Origin of the sequence: Ruminococcus sp. 1001713B170207_170306_F1, assembly GCF_015668065.1 — a bacterium.
Taxonomy (GTDB): domain Bacteria; phylum Bacillota; class Clostridia; order Lachnospirales; family Lachnospiraceae; genus Blautia_A; species Blautia_A faecis.
On the sequence record NZ_JADPEX010000023.1, the window covers coordinates 20,114 to 37,218 of the forward strand.

Below are 17,105 nucleotides of genomic sequence, written 5' to 3' on the forward strand. Positions count from 1 at the left end.
CTACTCACCTAATCTATATTTTCTATTACTTTCATATTCTTACCAACTGTGGAAATTTCACCAACACCCCATCTTTTTATTCCCAAGGTGCCTTTACGACTTCCTTCGCTTCAAACAGGTGCTTCATCCAGTCACCGGCAAGCTGAATCCAGCTCTCACATTCTGCCTGGATTCCATAGCCATTGGGGCATGCTGTTTCTGCAGTGGCAAGTCCCAGACCATGACTGCCCACTGGATAAATATGCAATTCTGCCGGAATATCCAGAGCGTGAAGTGCCTGGAAAAACAGCAGGGAGTTCTCTACCGGTACAGTATCATCCGGTGCTGTATGCCACAGGAAAGTCGACGGGGTATCCTTCGTAACATTATATTCCAGGGACAGGAATCTGCGTTTCTCTTCATCTGCATAATCCTCTCCCAGAACGCTTTCAAAAGAACCCTTATGTGCTTTCTCGCCAGAAGTGATTACCGGATAGCTGAGCATAAGCCCATTGGGGCGAAACTTTTCGGAGTCCATGCCCAAAGCTTCTGCAACAAAGGGCTTGTTCCAGAATACACCAAGGCTTGCCGCCAGATGTCCACCAGCAGAAGAACCCTGGACTACGATCTTCTCTGTATCAATATGCCATTTTTCTGCATTTTCACGGAGCATTGCAACTGCTGTAGCCAGCTGAAGAAGCGCCTCCGGGAAACGTGCCGGAGCAACGCTGTAGCGCAAAATCGCAGCATGATAGCCCATTGCCATAAATCTGACAGCAAGAGCTTCTGCCTCTCTGTCAGAAGTCATCTGATAGCCGCCGCCAGGACAGATCAGCACAACCGATCTCTTTCTCTCCGGCTCGATCTCCGGGGAATTATCCAGGAAATATGTAAATAAATTTGCTTTAAACTCAGAATCTTTCAATTGGATTTCTATTTTTTCGTGAATCATTTCGCGAGCCTCCTGTTGTATATATTTCGTTCATTTTATGATACCAGTGTCAAAAGGTCAAAAAGCTGTTCGTGCTTGCACGATAAGGCTTTTGAACTTGGGACACGCCAAATATGAGAAAGTAGCGATTTACGCAGTAAATCAGCGGATTTCGAATATTTGGAGGATTGCGGGAGCAGCGTAGCTGCGTAGCAATCCGGATATCAAATGAGTGTCAAAAGACCTTTTGACACTCATATCATTTTATAATGTCAGGAATAACCAGCTTATCCCCTAAAGCATGTTTGGAAAAAAGCTTTCTGTAAGACGTGCGTCACAATTTTGGCGTGCAGTTTGCAATAATGCTTTTTCAAACAGGCTCTAATGCCATAATAATTTTCTTCCTATAAGAAATCAATACCTAAATAAAATTGACACCTGCTATTTCAAACACGCTCTAGTTCCCCATCTTCGTCCTGTCATACATCTCCCTGAACTCCGTAGGCGTACAATTATTCATCAGCTTAAACATCCTAAGAAACGCCGACAGACTGGAAAAGCCTGACTTAAATGCCACCTCCGTCACACTCACTCCCGGATCCTGCAGCAACGTTTTTGCAAATTCAATTCTCTTCTGATTCAAATACTTATAAAACGTAGAATCTGTATACTGCTTAAACAACCTGGAAAAATGATACTTACTGAATCCTGCCTGGGAAGCCACTCCCTCCAGGCTCAAATCTTCCGCAAAATGATTGTTAATATAATCTGTAACCAGGATAAACTTCTCCACATATTCCTTCTGCCTGCTGTTTGCTCCGTTTTCTTTCTGCTGTCCCGCTACAGTATGTGCATTTACACGCTGTCTTCCAACGCATGTAAGAATCTCAAGGAATTTCGAAATAATCATAGTTTCCAGATAGGGAGACTCACCGAAATATTCCTCTTTGATTTCCAGCATAAGCGTTTTTACTTTTTCATAAATCTGCGGATACCCCTCCGGTGTAATCAAAGTAGCCGGGGTTATAATCATAGTAAGCAAGTTCAGCTCCTTGGTAGAAATATTGTTCAGACACGGCTGAAAAATAATCCGCTCTCCGCTTTCCGGAGCAAAAAGCTCATGAAGCATACACGGACCGATAATCAGCACATCCCCCTCACGCAGATTGTATTCCTTTCCACCGCACAGTGCCTTATAGCCATTTACGATTGGCATAAGTACCTCGAAGGAGGTATGCCAGTGCGGTGGGTAATTCTCGTATTCATCATTATAATAGAGACAAACCTGCTCATCCTCCCGGAAATCTACTGTTTCATGTATTCCACTAAGCTTATGTATCATTTCCCCATGCTCCTTCCCTGTATATTCTTATTATAATGCTCCTGAGTTTCACCCTTTTACCAGAGCATGTTTGAATTTTCCCAACATATATCATTTTCCGACGGTCAGTATCAAATATTGTCATTTAGTTCTCAAATATTGCGTTTTTCAATATGTTTGTATTGTATCAAATGTTGCTTTTTTTATCAATATATAGCCAAATTTATATTTTAAATCTAAATAAGCATCGTTTATCTTTGTCTATATTGCATAATTTTCTATGTTCTAAATTATATACTTTGACATGTACTTGTTTTTGTACAATTTTAGATAGCAATAATTGATAGTAAACAAACAAGAATTAGAAAGAAAACCCAGGCAATCTCTGCTATAGTAAGAATTACCAAATACGAGATCTAAATTTTTAAAAGGAGGTTCAATATGAACAAGAAACGAGCACTTTCAATATTAGTAGCTGCAGCAATGGCAGCTGGAACTCTGGCTACATCTGTACCGGTTTATGCTGATGATGTTGAAGAAATCACATGGATGTTCTGGGATGACCTGGAAGCTACGGAAGATCTTATTTCCAAAGGTTACAAAGAAGTCATTGATCGTTTCAACGAAGAGTACGATGGCAAATATCACGTAACTCCGATCACCACCAACCTGGAAGAGTATGATGGCAAGCTGAACGCACTGATCGCAGCCGGACAGACACCGGACGTTTACATCTGTAACCCTGGTCCAAACATGGACGTATATGTAAATGCAGGCGCAGCAGCTGATCTTACCGATATCCTTGAGAATCAGGAAGCAGACTGGTACGCATTCTTTACAGATGGTATCTTCGAGAGAATGACCTATGACGGAAAGATCATGGCAGTTCCTACCAACTTCGCAGCAGCCTGCGTTTACTACAACACAGAGATGTTCGCAGATGCCGGAGTTGAAGTTCCTACCACATACGACGAACTGATTGCTGCATGCCAGAAGCTTCAGGATGCTGGCTACACACCAATCTCCTGCTCCGCAGGTACCGCATGGTGCTTATCTATGATCGCTGGTTATCTGTGTGACCGTCAAGGCGTTGACCTTGCAGCTATCGCAGACCATACCGCTAACTGGACAGACGAGAACTGTATCGAAGCAGGCACCAAGTTAAAAGACCTTTCCCAGTATTTCCAGGCTACAGCAGCCGGAGATTCCAACGACCAGGCTACAGCAGCTTTCTACAACGGCGAAGCAGCTATGCTGGTTCAGGGTTCCTGGGCAATCGCACAGATCAATGGTAACAACCCAGACTTCGAGTCCAAATGTGGTGTATTCCAGTTTCCTGGAATTGACGGTGCAAATGACCCGAACCGTATGATCGTTAAGACAGACAACCTGCTTATGAGCTCCACAACAGAGCATCAGGACGCAGCCATCGCTCTTATGAAGATGTTCACAGACGAGACAGCTCAGAAATATACAGCAGAAGTCGGCGGCAAGTTCCCAATCGTCAAAGACCTTGAGATCGACTATGACAAAGCTCCTGCACAGCTGAAATATGTTCAGGATATCATGGCCAAAGCAACTGGTACATTCGGATTCTACAATGAGTCCCTTGCATCTGTAGAAGCTGGTGACTGCTTTGATAACGCAATGGTTGACATCTTCCTTGGAAACCAGACACCTGAAGAAGCATTCCAGACCGTACAGACATTCTATGAGGAGAACGTTTGGGAATAAATCCTCCCTTATAAAAATAAGTTATAAACCCAGGCACATGGCTGCCGCGGAACGGACTAAGGCATGTTCCGCGGCAGTCTTTTTACTAAAAAGGTTATCGCCAGTCAGCGAGCCCACCAAAATCAATACAATACTCATGCAGACAACGGCTTATTCTTTGCTATCATTCGGTTTTCTTTAGTAGTAAAACCGCACACATTTGACGGAAGGAGATATTATGGATAAAATTCTGCGCGACAAAAAAGCCATTTTCGTATTTATCGCCCCGGCGCTGATCATGTTCCTTCTGGTCCTGATCATCCCGACGATACAAATGGTTTACTACTCACTCTGCGATTACGCAGCACTTACACCCCCTGAATTTGTGGGATTAAAAAACTATAAGAAACTGTTTTTCGGTGACGCCACATTCCGTATTGCCCTGAAAAACTCCATCTTTTTCATGATCTTTTCAGCAGTCACACAGCAGATCTTCGGTCTTTTACTTGCTGTTATGCTCACCAACATCCCGAAAGGCCGCAACATTTTCAAGAACATTTATTATCTTCCATGCGTACTTTCCTCAGCAGCACTTGGACTTCTCTGGTCCTTCCTTTTCAATCCGAGAATTGGTATCAACAATCTGCTTGCAAAATTCGGCATTGAAGGACCTCTGTGGCTGATGGAATCTACCGGATTTATTGTACTTCCCATGTGGGTTATCGCATTTGTTGCCCTGTGGCAGTACCTTGGTCAGAACATGATGCTTTATATGGCACAGATCACCGGAATTTCCCGTGATATTTATGAAGCTTCCTATATAGACGGCGCGTCAAAGGTAAAAGCATTCCGCTATATCACCCTTCCGCTGATCAAACCAATGATGATCACATCACTTTCCCTGAACTGTATCGGTTCTCTGAAGTTCTTCGACCTGGTTTACAACATGACTCAGGGTGGTCCGAACCACAGAACAGAAGTCCTTGCAACTGAACTTTATGCAGAAGGTTTCAACTATTTCAAATACGGCTACGCCAGCGCCATTTCCGTAGTTCTCCTGGTGCTCTGCCTGCTTGTAACCCTTCTGGTAAAGAAAGTCATCAAAGTTGAAACTTACGAGTCATAAGGAGGTGGGAAAATGAGCAACGTAAAAGTAAAAGCTCCGAAAAAGCCGGTAAAACCGGTAATCGTAGTGATTTATATCCTGCTGGTGATCCTGGCAGTTATTTATCTGGCTCCGCTTCTGTGGATGCTGTCCGTATCTCTGAAAGATAACGCTGGTGTTATGTCCGCACCATTTTCCCTGCCAGAGGTATTTCATTTTGAAAACTATGCGCAGGCATGGCAGATGGGAAAACTTGGCACCGCCCTTATAAACTCTGTCATCGTCTGCGGCGCTACCCTGATTGTCAGTCTTTTCTTCGGCGCTATGGCAGCTTTTGCCATCGCCAGAATGCGCTGGAAATTATCGGAATTCATGCACACCTTCTTCCTCATCGGAATGATGGTTCCAGTACATTGTGTTCTGATTCCTCTTTTTGTAAGATTTGCAAAACTTGGTCTTACCAATTCCCAGGGCGGATTGATGATTCCTTATATTACCTTCTCCCTGCCAATGACCATTTTCCTGCTTACCGGATTTTTCCGTTCCATGCCAGGAGAAATGTTCGAGGCTGCTGCCATTGACGGCTGCGGAATCTACGGATGCTTTTTCCGGATCGCACTGCCACTTTGCAGAACCGGTTTCTTCGTATCCGGTCTGATGACCTTCATCAACAACTGGAACGAGCTGCTTCTTGCCATGGTATTTATCTCTGATCCTATGAAAAAGACACTGCCGGTTACACTGACCTATTTCGTTGGTCCTTACGCAACCAACTATGTGCAGATGTTTGCTGCGATCATTATCGCAATCGCACCTACCGTTGTTGTTTACTCACTGTTCAGTAACCAGATCGTAGAAGGTCTTACCACAGGTGCAGTCAAGGGATGATACATAACATTGAAACCTTTTCATTTACTAAACTTTGTGACCTGTATTTATGCAGGTCACAGAGTTTATATACCCCGATTTAACATTGTGTTTTATAGTCACCATGAATTTATGACAACAACAGGAGAAACATTATGAACAGAGGAGAGGCTAGAAAAAAAGCGACCGAACTGGTCAATCAGATGACTTTGGAGGAAAAAGCAAGCCAGCTGCGTTATGACGCTCCGGCGATCAAGCGACTGGGCATCCCGGCTTACAACTGGTGGAACGAAGCTCTCCACGGAGTCGCACGCGCCGGCCAGGCAACTGTTTTCCCACAGGCAATCGGCCTTGGAGCTACTTTTGACACAGAGCTTCTAGAGGAAATCGCAGATGTGACTGCCACTGAAGGCCGCGCCAAATACAATGCTTATTCCCAGGAAGAGGACCGTGATATTTACAAAGGGCTTACTTTCTGGTCCCCAAACGTAAATATTTTTCGCGATCCCAGATGGGGACGAGGACATGAAACCTATGGTGAAGATCCTTATCTTACCAAAGAGCTGGGTGTTTCCTTTGTAAAAGGACTCCAGGGTGATGGAGAAGTTATAAAAGCCGCTGCCTGCGCGAAACACTTTGCAGTCCACTCAGGACCGGAAGCGATCCGCCATGAATTTGACGCCATTGCTACCCCGAAGGATATGGAAGAAACCTACCTGCCGGCTTTTGAAGCCTTGGCAAAAGAAGCAGACGTGGAAGGCTTCATGGGTGCTTACAACCGCACTAACGGCGAACCTTGCTGCGGAAGTCCTACTCTTCAGAAAAAGCTGCGCGGTGACTGGAGCTTCCAGGGATATTTCGTTTCCGACTGCTGGGCGATCAAAGACTTCCATGAGCACCACATGGTAACCAGCACACCCGCTGAATCGGCTGCTCTTGCCTTAAACAACGGCTGCGATCTGAACTGTGGAAACACTTATCTTCATATTTTGAAAGCTTATGAAAAAGGGCTGATTTCAGAAGAAACTATCACAGAATCTGCGATCCGTCTTTTCACAACCAGATATATGCTGGGATTATTTGAAGAAACAGAATATGACAAGATTCCATATTCAGAGGTAGAATCCCCGGAGCATCTGGCACTTTCCAGAAAAGCCGCCGAAGAAAGCTTCGTGCTTCTGAAAAACAACGGAATCCTGCCATTACAGAAAGAGAAGATCAAAACCATTGGAATCGTGGGACCAAATGCAGACAGCCGCGCGGCACTGGTAGGAAACTATCACGGTACCGCATCCCGTTATTGTACCATTCAGGAAGGCATTCAGGATTATCTTAGCGCTGCCGGAAGCGATGTCCGGGTGCTTGCTTCCGTGGGCTGTGATCTTTTCCGCGACCGTACTGAGCATCTGGCACTTACCCAGGACCGACTGGCCGAGGCCAAGATTGTTGCCGCAAACAGTGATGTGGTAATCCTCTGTGTAGGACTTGATGAAACACTGGAGGGTGAAGAAGGAGATACCGGAAACAGCTATGCTTCCGGTGACAAAGAGACCTTGCAGCTTCCACAGGTTCAGCTGGATCTGATGGAAGCCATGGCTGAATCCGGCAAACCGGTTGTTCTTTGCTTGATGGCAGGAAGTGACATTGATCTTTCTTATGCAGAAGAACATTTTGATGCAGTGATGGTTCTGTGGTACCCAGGTGCTGAAGGTGGAAAAGCCGCCGCAAGAGTACTGTTCGGAGATGTCTCCCCATCCGGCAAATTACCAGTGACCTTCTACAATACCCTGGAAGAGCTTCCGGATTTTACAGATTATGCCATGAAGGGACGTACTTACCGCTATATGGAGAATAAGGCGCAGTTCCCATTTGGATATGGATTGACTTATGGGAAGGTAGTAGTGACAGATGCAGTTGTCAGTGAAAACAGCGCAGCCGACACAAATGGTACAAGTGTTTCCGGCAAGGCAGGTTTCGAAAGCGGCACTAATACCACAGCAGCACCAGTTACAATCCAGGCCACTGTCACCAACCAGGGCGCAATTGATACCCGGGATGTGGTTCAGGTTTACATAAAGAATGCAGATTCTTCTCTGGCCGTTCCAAACCCGGAGCTTGCTGCTTTCACTCCTGTTTTCCTGAAAGCAGGCGAAACAAAAACCGTCACACTTTCCATTGCTCCAAAGGCCTTCACCGTAGTAGATGAAACTGGAGCAAGAACAGAGGACGGCAGCCACTTCCATATTTACGTTGGCTGTACACAGCCGGACAAGAGAAGTATGGAACTTGCAGGTGTGAAACCAGTGGAAATTGAATATAGTAAATAATCTTTATAAGGCGAACTACTATCTTAGTTGTTCGTCTTATATTTTTCCTCCTTTAAAAGCATCGAATATTAAGTAACCGCCATTCATACCTATCTCAAGGTACAAACAGCGGTCACGCAATTCATCTCAGTTTTCACTCAATATTTTCCTGTCCATAATAAGCATTTGCACCATGTTTTCTATAGTAATGCTTATCCTGAAGCTCCTGCGGAGCAGGTTTCACATTCGGATTGATCAGCTCGCAGCGGGAAGCCATCTTGGCAACCTCTTCCAGAACTACTGCATTATGCACTGCCTCGTGCGCATCCTTGCCCCATGTGAAAGGACCATGATTCTTGCAAAGAACAGCCGGAACAGCCTCATAATCTCTCTTCTTGAAATAGTCGGCAATGAGAATACCAGTATTCTTCTCATAAGCTTCCGCAATCTCACTCTTATCCAGATTACGGACGCATGGAACCTCACCGTAAATATAATCAGCATGAGTGGTTCCATAGCATGGAATTGCGCGGCCGGCCTGTGCCCAGCTGGTAGCCCAGGAGGAATGAGTATGTACGATTCCACCGATCTTCGGGAAAGCATTGTACAGAACTACATGGGTCGGAGTATCAGATGATGGGTTATATTTACCTTCTACTTTATTACCTTCCAGGTCTACAACTACCATATCTTCCGGTGTCAGTTTCTCATATTCCACACCACTTGGCTTGATTACGAAAAGACCTTTTTCACGATCAATTCCACTTACATTTCCCCAGGTAAAAGTAACCAGGCCGTATTTCGGCAGGTCCATATTTGCTTTGTAAACTTCTTCTTTTAATTTTTCAAGCATAGCTGTATCCTCCTTTTTATACATGCAAATATCTTATATTTTTCATAAAAACTTGTATCTTATAGTTTTCATAAAATTTCATCACTCATAAAGCGGAATCTCATAGCCCCAGGATTTCCTGATTCCATCCATGATCTCCATCACACGCACAGTCTCATCATGAGGCATTTCCGGGCATTCCTTTTCGCCCTGTGCGATTGCTCTGGCGCAGGCCTCAACCTCATACTCATAGCCTGTGATCTGTGCCGGAGGCAAATAAGCTGCAACCTCCTTATGCTCCTTGTCAAACACTGTGATTTTCTCCGGATTATTAATATTCTGCACCTGAATATAACCTTTGGTTCCAAAAATACTTCCCATTCTGTCAGAAATTTCACGGGCACCACACTGCAAGGTAGCCATGCGGTCGCCTTCAAATACCATAGCAATCGTATCCAGCATATCCACACCTTCACGGAAAATAGCAGTTGCCTGTACATCCTTCAACTTATCCCCAAGAACCATGCTTGCGAAATTAATGGTATAAACACCAACATCCAGAAGCGCACCGCCTGCCAGCTCCGGCTTACGGATACGTTCCACCTCACTGATGGCATAGTTCAGATTGGCTGTAACAGCTGTCACCTCACCGATCACACCGCTTGAAATAATATCATCGATCATCTTTCTGGATGGCATATATCTGGTCCAGATTGCCTCTGTGATCAGCAGGTTTTTCTCTTTCGCCAGGGCAAAAAGCTTTCTTGCCTGGTCTGCATTTACAGTAAACGCCTTTTCACAAAGCACATTTTTTCCTGCCTCCAGGCACATCTTTGCATGAAGATAATGATGGGAATGAGGGGTTGCAATATAAACCAGATCCACCTGCGGGTCTGCAAGCATTTCCTCATAAGAGCCATAAGCCTTGGAAAAACCGTATTTCTCGGCAAAAGCCTGCGCCCGTTCAAAGCTTCTGGCTGCCACTGCGTAATTCTCCACATCCTTCATTCCAGCTACTGTTTTCGCCATCTGAACTGCAATTCCTCCAGCTCCAAGTATTCCAATTTTCATTTATGTAAACCGCCTTTCTAATAAAATTTCCTGTTTCGCCATTCTCAACTGACCTCCCTGTATGGAGATATCTCTAAAGCGATACAGTTATTTCGCTCACATGATATTCATATAGTCTCACCTCATGCAGACATAAACTCTACAATCGCATAAGGTTCGCCATTCTCCGTGGAAAGCGCAACCGTAACCTTTCCCATTTCCAGCTTCACTGCCGGATAAAAAACGTCTCCAAGCAGTGCCTGCTTCTTATATTCTGCCCTCATCTGGCGGATTTCAAAGCCTTCTGGCAGATAGTCTGCCCCCATGCGGATATACTGACAATTATTAACATGGTGATGGGTGTCCAGATGATGTTTCTGTATTGCAAAAGACTCCTGAGCTTCCATCCCTTCCGGAAGGGCAATCTTACGTGGCGCATAATCCATCTCCAGCTTTTCATCCAGTTCGTATCCTCTGGTGTCTTCGTCTGTAAGTCTGGCCGGCAGACCGGTCTCTGTATCAATATTGGTCCAGATACTGTTTGCATAGGATAAAAGCTCTCCATCTTCTGTTTTCAGAGTGAAGTTACGCATTCCAAGAAAGCCTTTGAAGCCATATGGCGCCGTTGATGCCACAATCGTCTCTCCCAATCCCGGATATCGGTTCACCACAATCTGCCAGGATGACAACACCCAGGCTCTCTGGCGTTCCTCCAGCGCCTTCATTCCCTGCCCTATATTCTCAGATTGAAAGGTGCAGCAATCCTGATAATAATTCTGAATTCCAGGAAGAGTCAGGCAACCATCTTCGCCTATTTCACTGTATCTGACACGGCCTTTAAAACTGTAACTCATGTTATGTCAATCTCCATTCTAGAGCCTGTTTGAAAAATCATTCCCGCAATCTGCACGCCCCACTTTGTGGGAAATTTTGCAGAAAGCCTTTTTCAAACACGCTCTAATTTCTTGTCCGCAAATTTTACTTCATTATATAACAAATCCAGCAATAAAGATATGAAAATGTAGATTTTTTTGTGAAAATCCCCTTGATTCTGCACTCTTTACCATGTACAATAAAGATATAAAAATAAAAACAGCAAACGCTTATATATGTCCATAATCTGGTTGGACGTTTCTACCAACTACCCTAATAGTTGTCTATAAGCTGCATGCGAAGAGGTGTGCAGGTATGGCATTTTCCGGGTGGTTTTTTTATTGCTGAATCAGCCCGAAATCACATTTTGCATGTTTCCGGCAGTACGTTCTCAGCCGCAAACTATCCCGGAGTTTTACTTTGCCTCGCCTCTGGCAGAAAGGATGGTCTGATATGAAAAAAGATTTGTTTGCTTTGAAAGGTACAATTTGTTACAGCAAGAATCAGAAAGAACTTGTTTTTGCAGAAAACTCTTATGCTGTCTGTGAAAACGGGCTCTGTGCCGGTGTTTTTTTCCAGCTTCCAGAGAAATATAAAGATATTCCTGTAAAAGACATGGGTGATCGACTGATCATCCCAGGATTCACTGACCTTCATCTGCATGCTCCCCAGTACGCTTACCGCGGAACCGGCATGGATCTGGAGCTGCTGGACTGGCTAAACACCATCACTTTCCCGCAGGAAGCCAAGTACGCTGACCTGTCCTATGCGAAAAAGGCTTACTCCATTTTCGTGGATGACTTAAAGCACAGCTTCACCACCAGAGCCTGCATTTTCGCCACCTTGCACCGTCCGGCAACGGAGCTTCTCATGGACATGCTGGAGGAAAGCGGCCTGACAACTATGGTTGGAAAAGTAAATATGGATCGCAATGGAGCACCGGAGCTTCAGGAGAAAAGCGCACAGGCTTCTGCACAGGATACACGCCAGTGGCTGGAAGAGATCAAGGGACGTTACGACCACACCTACCCGATCCTAACCCCACGTTTTACCCCATCCTGTACTGATGAGCTGATGACCGAGCTGGGAAAAATCCATCGGGAATACCACATTCCAATTCAGTCTCATCTGTCTGAAAATTTCGGGGAAATTGCATGGGTAAAGGAGCTTTGTCCCACAAGCAGATTTTATGGGGATGCGTATGATATGTTTGGATTGTTTGGAACGAAACCTGCAGCAAATGAAGAAGTCTCCAATCCTGCTTCTGCAAGCAGCAATACATGCCCTACTATCATGGCCCACTGTGTTCATTCCACAGATGAGGAAATCCAGATGATCAAAGACCAGGGTGTTTACATCGCCCATTGCCCGGAATCCAACACCGACATTGCTTCCGGAATCGCTCCCATCCGCCGTTATCTTGACATGGGACTTCACGTAGGTCTTGGAACTGATGTTGCCGGTGGATTTTCCCTTTCCATGTTCCGCGCAATTGCCGATGCCATCCAGGTTTCCAAGCTCCGCTGGCGCCTGATGGACCAGACCCAGGCCCCGGTTACTCTGGAAGAAGCTTTTTACATGGCCACGATCGGTGGTGGCTCCTTCTTCGGAAAAGTCGGCAGCTTCGAAAAAGGCTATGAATTCGACGCTATGATTCTGGACGACAGCAATATCCGTCATCCTCAGGAAATCTCCACCCGTGACAGACTGGAAAGGCTTGTTTATCTGTCCGACGACCGCAATTTGGTTGGGAAATATGTACAGGGACGGAAAGTAATTTAAATTTCAGATTTTCAAAATTACGCTTTGATATCTTCTTAAATAATGGTAATCTAGAGCGTATTTGAAAAAGGCTTTCTGCAAGATGTGCGTCACAATTTGTGGGAAATTTCGCTCGGATGAGGGCGCCGTAGCGGGCTACGGCAACCGAATTCGGGTGAAATCTCCCGCAAAGTGGGGCGTACAGATTGCGGGAATAATTTTTCAAACACGCTCTAGTCAATATGGCGGTTACTTAATATTCGCTGTCCCCAGATACTCCCGTATCCGCGCCTCATTCATATTCTCCCCGATCACGATCACGACTTCCTGGCCTGCGGAAATGGGCCTTAGGGAAAATTCTTTACGGGTGGCGTTTAATTCCAGCCAGTTATTGTCGGCGGACACTTTCTGAGCGGAGCCCGAATTCATTTTTTCGTTTTCGGTTACCGCGGCAGCATTTTCTTCTAATTTCACAAAGCCCTTAATTCGGAAAACATCCCCACATTCCGGATCATCCAGAATCTGATGCGCTGCTTTCTCCAACTGTGTCTCGGAAATCTTCAGCTCCATAAAATACAATGACTGGAACCCTTCTTTCTCATCAAAACACTGTTTCTCGAAATCTTCCATCACATACCCGCTGTTGAAAATCTTCTGAAAATCCTCATCTGTAAACTTTTCCCAATTCTTATTCAGTATCTCATTTTTCGTAAAACGTCGTTTGCATTTCACGCTTTCCAGTGCGCGATTCAGATGTTTCACAGTTCCACTAATCTCTTCCTCAGATGCCTCCTGGCTCTTGCTCAGAACAATACAACCTGCATCAGCCGCCTCTGAAGCCAGAATATACTCTGCCTGTGGCTGCAGCTTCTCCTCCAGTCTGGCATCCAGAATGGTAATCACATTTCCAATCTGATACCACTTATCCAACGGCTCTTCATAAAGGGCATCGAAAAACTCATCCACATCAAAAATCCCGGAAGGCTCAATGAGAACTCTGTCATATCCGCACATTCCCATTGCGATCAGCTTGGTCTTGAAACGTCTTCTGTGGCAGTCCGCATCACATCCACCTGAAACCATTTCCAGCTCGCAGTTCTCACCTTCCAGATCATGAAGCAGCATCATGTCCACATTCACTGCACCAAAATCATTCTCCAGAATTCCAATATTCTGCCCCTGACTCATCAGCCATGCAGCATATTTCTTTATGAAAGTCGTTTTTCCTGAGCCAAGAAAGCCTGTAATTAAATCAACTTTAACCATTTTTTAATCTTCAACCTCACTTTTCAATATAAAGCTGGCCTGGAACCTGTTGCCGACCGCTTCGAAGCGACTGGCTCCGCCATGTTTTTCGCAAAGTTTTTTCATGGAAAGAATGCCGATTCCTTCCTGTTTGTTTTGCCGTTTTTTTGAGTAAATTTTCCCATTTTCCTGGAATAATATTCCATCAAAAAAATTGTCTACCGTAATCAGAAGCATGCCGTGTTTCTTCTCCGTAGCAACTTCAACAAAGCGTTTTCCCTCATACTGACCGGCGGCAGTCACCGCATTATCCAGGGCATTGCCCAGAATTGTACAAAAATCAGTGTCCGGAACAGCAATATCTTTCAGATAGCAGCATACGGAAAACTCGATATTTTTCGCCCTGGCAATACAGCCGTAATGATAAAGGACGCCGTCTGCCGCAGCGTTTCCTGTATATGGAATTGTTACTTTTCCCATCTCTTCCAGTTCCAGATCATCACAATATCCCCGCAAGCCCTCCATATCATTTTTATCAAGAAAACCTTTAATAGCTGCTACCTGATGACGAAAATTATGGCGTGCTTCACGTTCTGCCAGAACCTGCTCCGTGAGCGCATGATAGTAGCCTTTCTGCTGATCATAAGACACCGCAAAGCAAATCAGCAATGTGGCGACGCCGATCAGACATTTACTCAACATTTGGGGAAAAGTGGTAGTGTAGACATCCACTCCTTCTGAAAAAATACTGGAAAAAAACATGGCAATAGGAATGAACCATAAGGTCTCCCAATAATTTTGGCATTCAATTTCAAGGAATGGTGTTACTGTATAACGGAGCAGGCTGCTAAGCAGCGGATATAGAAGCGCATACACTACAATTGCAATTGCGCTGGTTTCTGCAATTCCAATCGCATTTCCCTGCATTCCCAAAAGTGAACTGACATAAGCTCCGATTGACAGTGCAATCATGACAATATCTGCCACAATTCCAAATACAAACAAATGCACCTTGGTGTATCCAGGGACAAGCCAGATATTTACAGCAGCCATTACAATACAGAAAGCAATCAGATTTATCTTATAAAACGGCACGTCAATTTCCCGGTAATTTCCCACCCACATGCAGATTCCGAAGTCCACAGCCAGACCAATTGCATAGATTACAGTCAGTCTGATCCTGTCTTTATCTGAGATTTTTTCGTGAAACGGAACAATTCGCAGGATCAGAGTGGGGACATGAGCCAGGATACAGAGAAAACTTACAATTGCGATTATAATTGTATTTTCCATATATTTTTACCTCGTTTTAAAGTCCCCCGAGAGGCGGTCTGCCTCTCCGTTTTTCTTTTCCAGCCTCTTTAATTCCGGCAATATAGTCAGCAGCATTGTAACGAAACAAAGGCTTCCGCCAATTACATTAGATACCGGCTCTGCCAGGAATACTCCGTGAGTTCCCATTTTAAACACGTAGGGAAGCAGGTATGTCAACGGAACTACAATAAAAACTTTTCTCAAAAGCGAGAAGAAAATGGCCTGTTTTTTCTTATTTAAAGACTTGAAAACAGTCTGTCCAATGTACTGCAGATCCATAAAAATAAAGGCTGCAAAGTAGGTTTTCAGTGCCGGAACTGCATCCTTTATCAAGAGCTTATCGGAGCTGAAAATGGCAATCAGATAATCCGGAACAAAGATAATCACGTTCCACATTACTGCTGTATAAACCAGAACCATTACTGCCAGAGTGACCATTGCCTTGCGGACAAGCTTCGGTCTTTTTGCCCCATAATTATAGCTCAGAATAGGTGATGTTCCTTCATTTATAGCATAAATCGGCGTCTCTACCATCTGACGGACACTGGATACGATAGTCATAACAGATATGTAAACATCCCCTCCGGTGACCCCCAGAACATTGTTGCAGCAGATGGTTACCAGGCTGTTTGTCAGCTGCATAATGAAGCCTGCAGTACCAAGACTGACAATGTTTTTTGCATTCTCTTTGCAGCTTTTCAGCTCTGTTTTTTTCAAAAGCCGAGCTTTCATTTCCGCTCTTTTTTCAAGAAAAAGTAGTACATAAGCAGCTGATAGGAACTGGGAAAGAACAGTCGCAATGGCAGCTCCTTTGATTCCGAAACCAAGCACAAAAATGAATAATGGATCCAGGATCAGATTGGCGACTGCACCAATTGCTACAGAAAGCATGCCAGTTGTCGCGTATCCCTGTGCATTGATAAATGGGTTCATTCCTGTGGCGATCATGGATGGAACCGTTCCGATCAGGTAGATCATCATGTAGGGATATGCATAAACCAAAGCATCCTCAGATGCTCCAAAAAGTACCAGCAGAGGTCTTGCAAAAAGCATACCTGTTATCATCAGAATGATCCCGCTTCCGCACACCATAGTAAAGGAAGTATTCATCACCTCTTGCGCTTTCTGGTTGTCTTTCATACCTCTGTTTATAGAAAAAACAGGCGCGCCGCCACTGCCAAACAGATTGGCAAAGGCAGTGATAATCACGATTAACGGGAAACATAAACCGACTGCGCCAAGCGCCGTAGTTCCCACTTCAGGGATTCTGGCTATATAGATTCTGTCTACAATATTATATAAAAGACTGAGTATCTGCGCCACCAGCATGGGGATTGCAGCGCTGAAAATGTTTCTGGTTACCGTGCCATTTTCAAAATCAATTCGTTTCATTTTGTTTCACAACTTTCTTTTTAATTCATATTTTTATAATACTCTTGTTCTGTCAGTACAAATTGTTCCATTTCTTATGGAAATCTGGTAATCTTCGACATTCAGACAGTCCCCATTTTAGAGCGTGTTTGAAAAATCATTCCCGCAATCTGCACGCCCCACTTTGCGGGAAATTTCACCCGAATTCGGTTGCCGTAGCCCGCTACGGCGCCCTCATCCGGGCGAAATCTCCCACAAATTGTGACGCACATCTTGCAGAAAGCCTTTTTCAAACACGCTCTAGAAGGTTGTTTTTATGCAGAATGGGTTACTGCTGCGTAGGGCATCCTGGCCGGAAAGTGTCTTCTAACTCCAGTTTTCCGGTGCCTTTAAGTGTAAAAACTCCTGTCTCATGATATAATTTCTCCTGAAATTGT

General features: G+C 44.7%; 14 protein-coding genes, 3 pseudogenes and 1 riboswitch. Of the genes and pseudogenes, 7 read left to right on the forward strand and 10 right to left on the reverse strand.

Annotation, left to right across the window (positions count from 1 at the left end; genetic code table 11):
* Positions 1–76: 76 nt before the first annotated feature.
* Both I4V84_RS13800 and I4V84_RS13805 read right to left on the reverse strand, forming a co-directional pair.
* The gene (locus I4V84_RS13800; RefSeq protein WP_118583547.1) at positions 77–931 is read right to left on the reverse strand and encodes an alpha/beta hydrolase; all 855 of its coding nucleotides are present in this window, start codon (positions 929–931) and stop codon (positions 77–79) included.
* 436 nt (positions 932–1,367) lie between these two features.
* Complete coding sequence (locus I4V84_RS13805; protein ID WP_148463309.1) at positions 1,368–2,252, reverse strand: AraC family transcriptional regulator; 885 nt, start codon at positions 2,250–2,252, stop codon at positions 1,368–1,370.
* A gap of 420 nt (positions 2,253–2,672) precedes the next feature.
* Here I4V84_RS13805 and I4V84_RS13810 point away from each other — a divergent pair, with 420 nt between their 5' ends.
* The 4 genes from I4V84_RS13810 to I4V84_RS13825 all read left to right on the forward strand — a co-directional run bounded on the left by I4V84_RS13810 (position 2,673) and on the right by I4V84_RS13825 (position 8,243).
* On the forward strand, positions 2,673–3,965 hold the full coding sequence (locus I4V84_RS13810; RefSeq protein WP_195992595.1) for an extracellular solute-binding protein: 1,293 nt from the start codon (positions 2,673–2,675) through the stop codon (positions 3,963–3,965).
* A gap of 217 nt (positions 3,966–4,182) precedes the next feature.
* Positions 4,183–5,070: a sugar ABC transporter permease gene (locus I4V84_RS13815; RefSeq protein WP_195992597.1), complete on the forward strand. Its 888-nt coding sequence runs from the start codon at positions 4,183–4,185 to the stop codon at positions 5,068–5,070.
* Positions 5,071–5,082: 12 nt separating this feature from the next.
* Entirely contained in the window at positions 5,083–5,937 is an 855-nt protein-coding gene (locus tag I4V84_RS13820) for a carbohydrate ABC transporter permease (protein ID WP_173769643.1), read from the forward strand.
* Between the two features lie 134 nt (positions 5,938–6,071).
* The gene (locus I4V84_RS13825) at positions 6,072–8,243 is read left to right on the forward strand and encodes a glycoside hydrolase family 3 C-terminal domain-containing protein (RefSeq protein ID WP_195992599.1); all 2,172 of its coding nucleotides are present in this window, start codon (positions 6,072–6,074) and stop codon (positions 8,241–8,243) included.
* A 133-nt stretch (positions 8,244–8,376) separates the two neighbouring features.
* Here I4V84_RS13825 and I4V84_RS13830 read toward each other — a convergent pair whose 3' ends face one another.
* The 3 genes from I4V84_RS13830 to I4V84_RS13840 all read right to left on the reverse strand — a co-directional run bounded on the left by I4V84_RS13830 (position 8,377) and on the right by I4V84_RS13840 (position 10,958).
* Positions 8,377–9,075 carry an L-ribulose-5-phosphate 4-epimerase gene (locus tag I4V84_RS13830; RefSeq protein WP_118583558.1) on the reverse strand — a complete coding sequence of 233 codons (699 nt, stop codon included), beginning with the start codon at positions 9,073–9,075 and terminating at the stop codon, positions 8,377–8,379.
* Positions 9,076–9,156: 81 nt separating this feature from the next.
* Positions 9,157–10,125: a Gfo/Idh/MocA family oxidoreductase gene (locus tag I4V84_RS13835; RefSeq protein WP_173716963.1), complete on the reverse strand. Its 969-nt coding sequence runs from the start codon at positions 10,123–10,125 to the stop codon at positions 9,157–9,159.
* A 122-nt stretch (positions 10,126–10,247) separates the two neighbouring features.
* Positions 10,248–10,958, reverse strand: a complete 711-nt coding sequence (locus I4V84_RS13840; RefSeq protein ID WP_195992601.1) for an acyl-ACP thioesterase domain-containing protein — start codon at positions 10,956–10,958, stop codon at positions 10,248–10,250.
* 229 nt (positions 10,959–11,187) lie between these two features.
* Positions 11,188–11,284, forward strand: a riboswitch (purine riboswitch).
* A gap of 308 nt (positions 11,285–11,592) precedes the next feature.
* On the opposite strand from I4V84_RS13840, the pseudogene I4V84_RS13845 reads away from it, so the two are divergent.
* Positions 11,593–12,741, forward strand: a pseudogene (locus I4V84_RS13845) (amidohydrolase family protein); the annotation flags it as partial.
* On the opposite strand, the gene I4V84_RS20740 reads toward I4V84_RS13845, so the two are convergent.
* The gene (locus I4V84_RS20740; protein WP_334285138.1) at positions 12,626–12,943 is read right to left on the reverse strand and encodes a DUF6783 domain-containing protein; all 318 of its coding nucleotides are present in this window, start codon (positions 12,941–12,943) and stop codon (positions 12,626–12,628) included. The pseudogene I4V84_RS13845 and the gene I4V84_RS20740 sit on opposite strands and share 116 nt — an antisense overlap.
* Here I4V84_RS20740 and I4V84_RS20745 point away from each other — a divergent pair.
* Positions 12,842–13,150: a DUF6783 domain-containing protein gene (locus I4V84_RS20745; RefSeq protein ID WP_334285139.1), complete on the forward strand. Its 309-nt coding sequence runs from the start codon at positions 12,842–12,844 to the stop codon at positions 13,148–13,150. The two genes, I4V84_RS20740 and I4V84_RS20745, sit on opposite strands and share 102 nt — an antisense overlap.
* A gap of 335 nt (positions 13,151–13,485) precedes the next feature.
* Here I4V84_RS20745 and I4V84_RS20750 read toward each other — a convergent pair.
* The 4 genes and pseudogenes from I4V84_RS20750 to I4V84_RS20755 form a co-directional block, all read right to left on the reverse strand.
* A pseudogene (locus I4V84_RS20750) lies at positions 13,486–14,004 on the reverse strand (GTP-binding protein); the annotation flags it as partial.
* Positions 14,005–14,007: 3 nt separating this feature from the next.
* On the reverse strand, positions 14,008–15,276 hold the full coding sequence (locus I4V84_RS13855) for an ATP-binding protein (protein ID WP_195992614.1): 1,269 nt from the start codon (positions 15,274–15,276) through the stop codon (positions 14,008–14,010).
* A 6-nt stretch (positions 15,277–15,282) separates the two neighbouring features.
* Positions 15,283–16,689 (reverse strand): MATE family efflux transporter, encoded by a 1,407-nt coding sequence (locus I4V84_RS13860; RefSeq protein WP_195992616.1) that lies wholly within the window; start codon positions 16,687–16,689, stop codon positions 15,283–15,285.
* Positions 16,690–16,790: 101 nt separating this feature from the next.
* Positions 16,791–16,940 carry a DUF6783 domain-containing protein gene (locus I4V84_RS20755; RefSeq protein WP_319017297.1) on the reverse strand — a complete coding sequence of 50 codons (150 nt, stop codon included), beginning with the start codon at positions 16,938–16,940 and terminating at the stop codon, positions 16,791–16,793.
* On the opposite strand from I4V84_RS20755, the pseudogene I4V84_RS20760 reads away from it, so the two are divergent.
* Positions 16,878–17,084 (forward strand): annotated as a pseudogene (locus tag I4V84_RS20760) (DUF6783 domain-containing protein); the annotation flags it as partial. The gene I4V84_RS20755 and the pseudogene I4V84_RS20760 sit on opposite strands and share 63 nt — an antisense overlap.
* Positions 17,085–17,105: the final 21 nt, after the last annotated feature.

Excerpts from the sequence above, each read along its gene's own strand:
- I4V84_RS13830 (WP_118583558.1), bottom strand. The coding sequence starts at position 9,075 with ATGCTTGAAAAATTAAAAGAAGAAGTTTACAAAGCAAATATGGACCTG.
- I4V84_RS13855 (WP_195992614.1), bottom strand. The coding sequence starts at position 15,276 with ATGGAAAATACAATTATAATCGCAATTGTAAGTTTTCTCTGTATCCTG.
- I4V84_RS20755 (WP_319017297.1), bottom strand. The coding sequence starts at position 16,940 with ATGTGCGTCACAATTTGTGGGAGATTTCGCCCGGATGAGGGCGCCGTA.
- I4V84_RS13825 (WP_195992599.1), top strand. The coding sequence starts at position 6,072 with ATGAACAGAGGAGAGGCTAGAAAAAAAGCGACCGAACTGGTCAATCAG.
- I4V84_RS13810 (WP_195992595.1), top strand. The coding sequence starts at position 2,673 with ATGAACAAGAAACGAGCACTTTCAATATTAGTAGCTGCAGCAATGGCA.
- I4V84_RS13835 (WP_173716963.1), bottom strand. The coding sequence starts at position 10,125 with ATGAAAATTGGAATACTTGGAGCTGGAGGAATTGCAGTTCAGATGGCG.
- I4V84_RS20745 (WP_334285139.1), top strand. The coding sequence starts at position 12,842 with ATGTGCGTCACAATTTGTGGGAAATTTCGCTCGGATGAGGGCGCCGTA.
- I4V84_RS13860 (WP_195992616.1), bottom strand. The coding sequence starts at position 16,689 with ATGAAACGAATTGATTTTGAAAATGGCACGGTAACCAGAAACATTTTC.
- I4V84_RS13815 (WP_195992597.1), top strand. The coding sequence starts at position 4,183 with ATGGATAAAATTCTGCGCGACAAAAAAGCCATTTTCGTATTTATCGCC.
- I4V84_RS13800 (WP_118583547.1), bottom strand. The coding sequence starts at position 931 with ATGATTCACGAAAAAATAGAAATCCAATTGAAAGATTCTGAGTTTAAA.
- I4V84_RS13805 (WP_148463309.1), bottom strand. The coding sequence starts at position 2,252 with ATGATACATAAGCTTAGTGGAATACATGAAACAGTAGATTTCCGGGAG.
- I4V84_RS13820 (WP_173769643.1), top strand. The coding sequence starts at position 5,083 with ATGAGCAACGTAAAAGTAAAAGCTCCGAAAAAGCCGGTAAAACCGGTA.
- I4V84_RS13840 (WP_195992601.1), bottom strand. The coding sequence starts at position 10,958 with ATGAGTTACAGTTTTAAAGGCCGTGTCAGATACAGTGAAATAGGCGAA.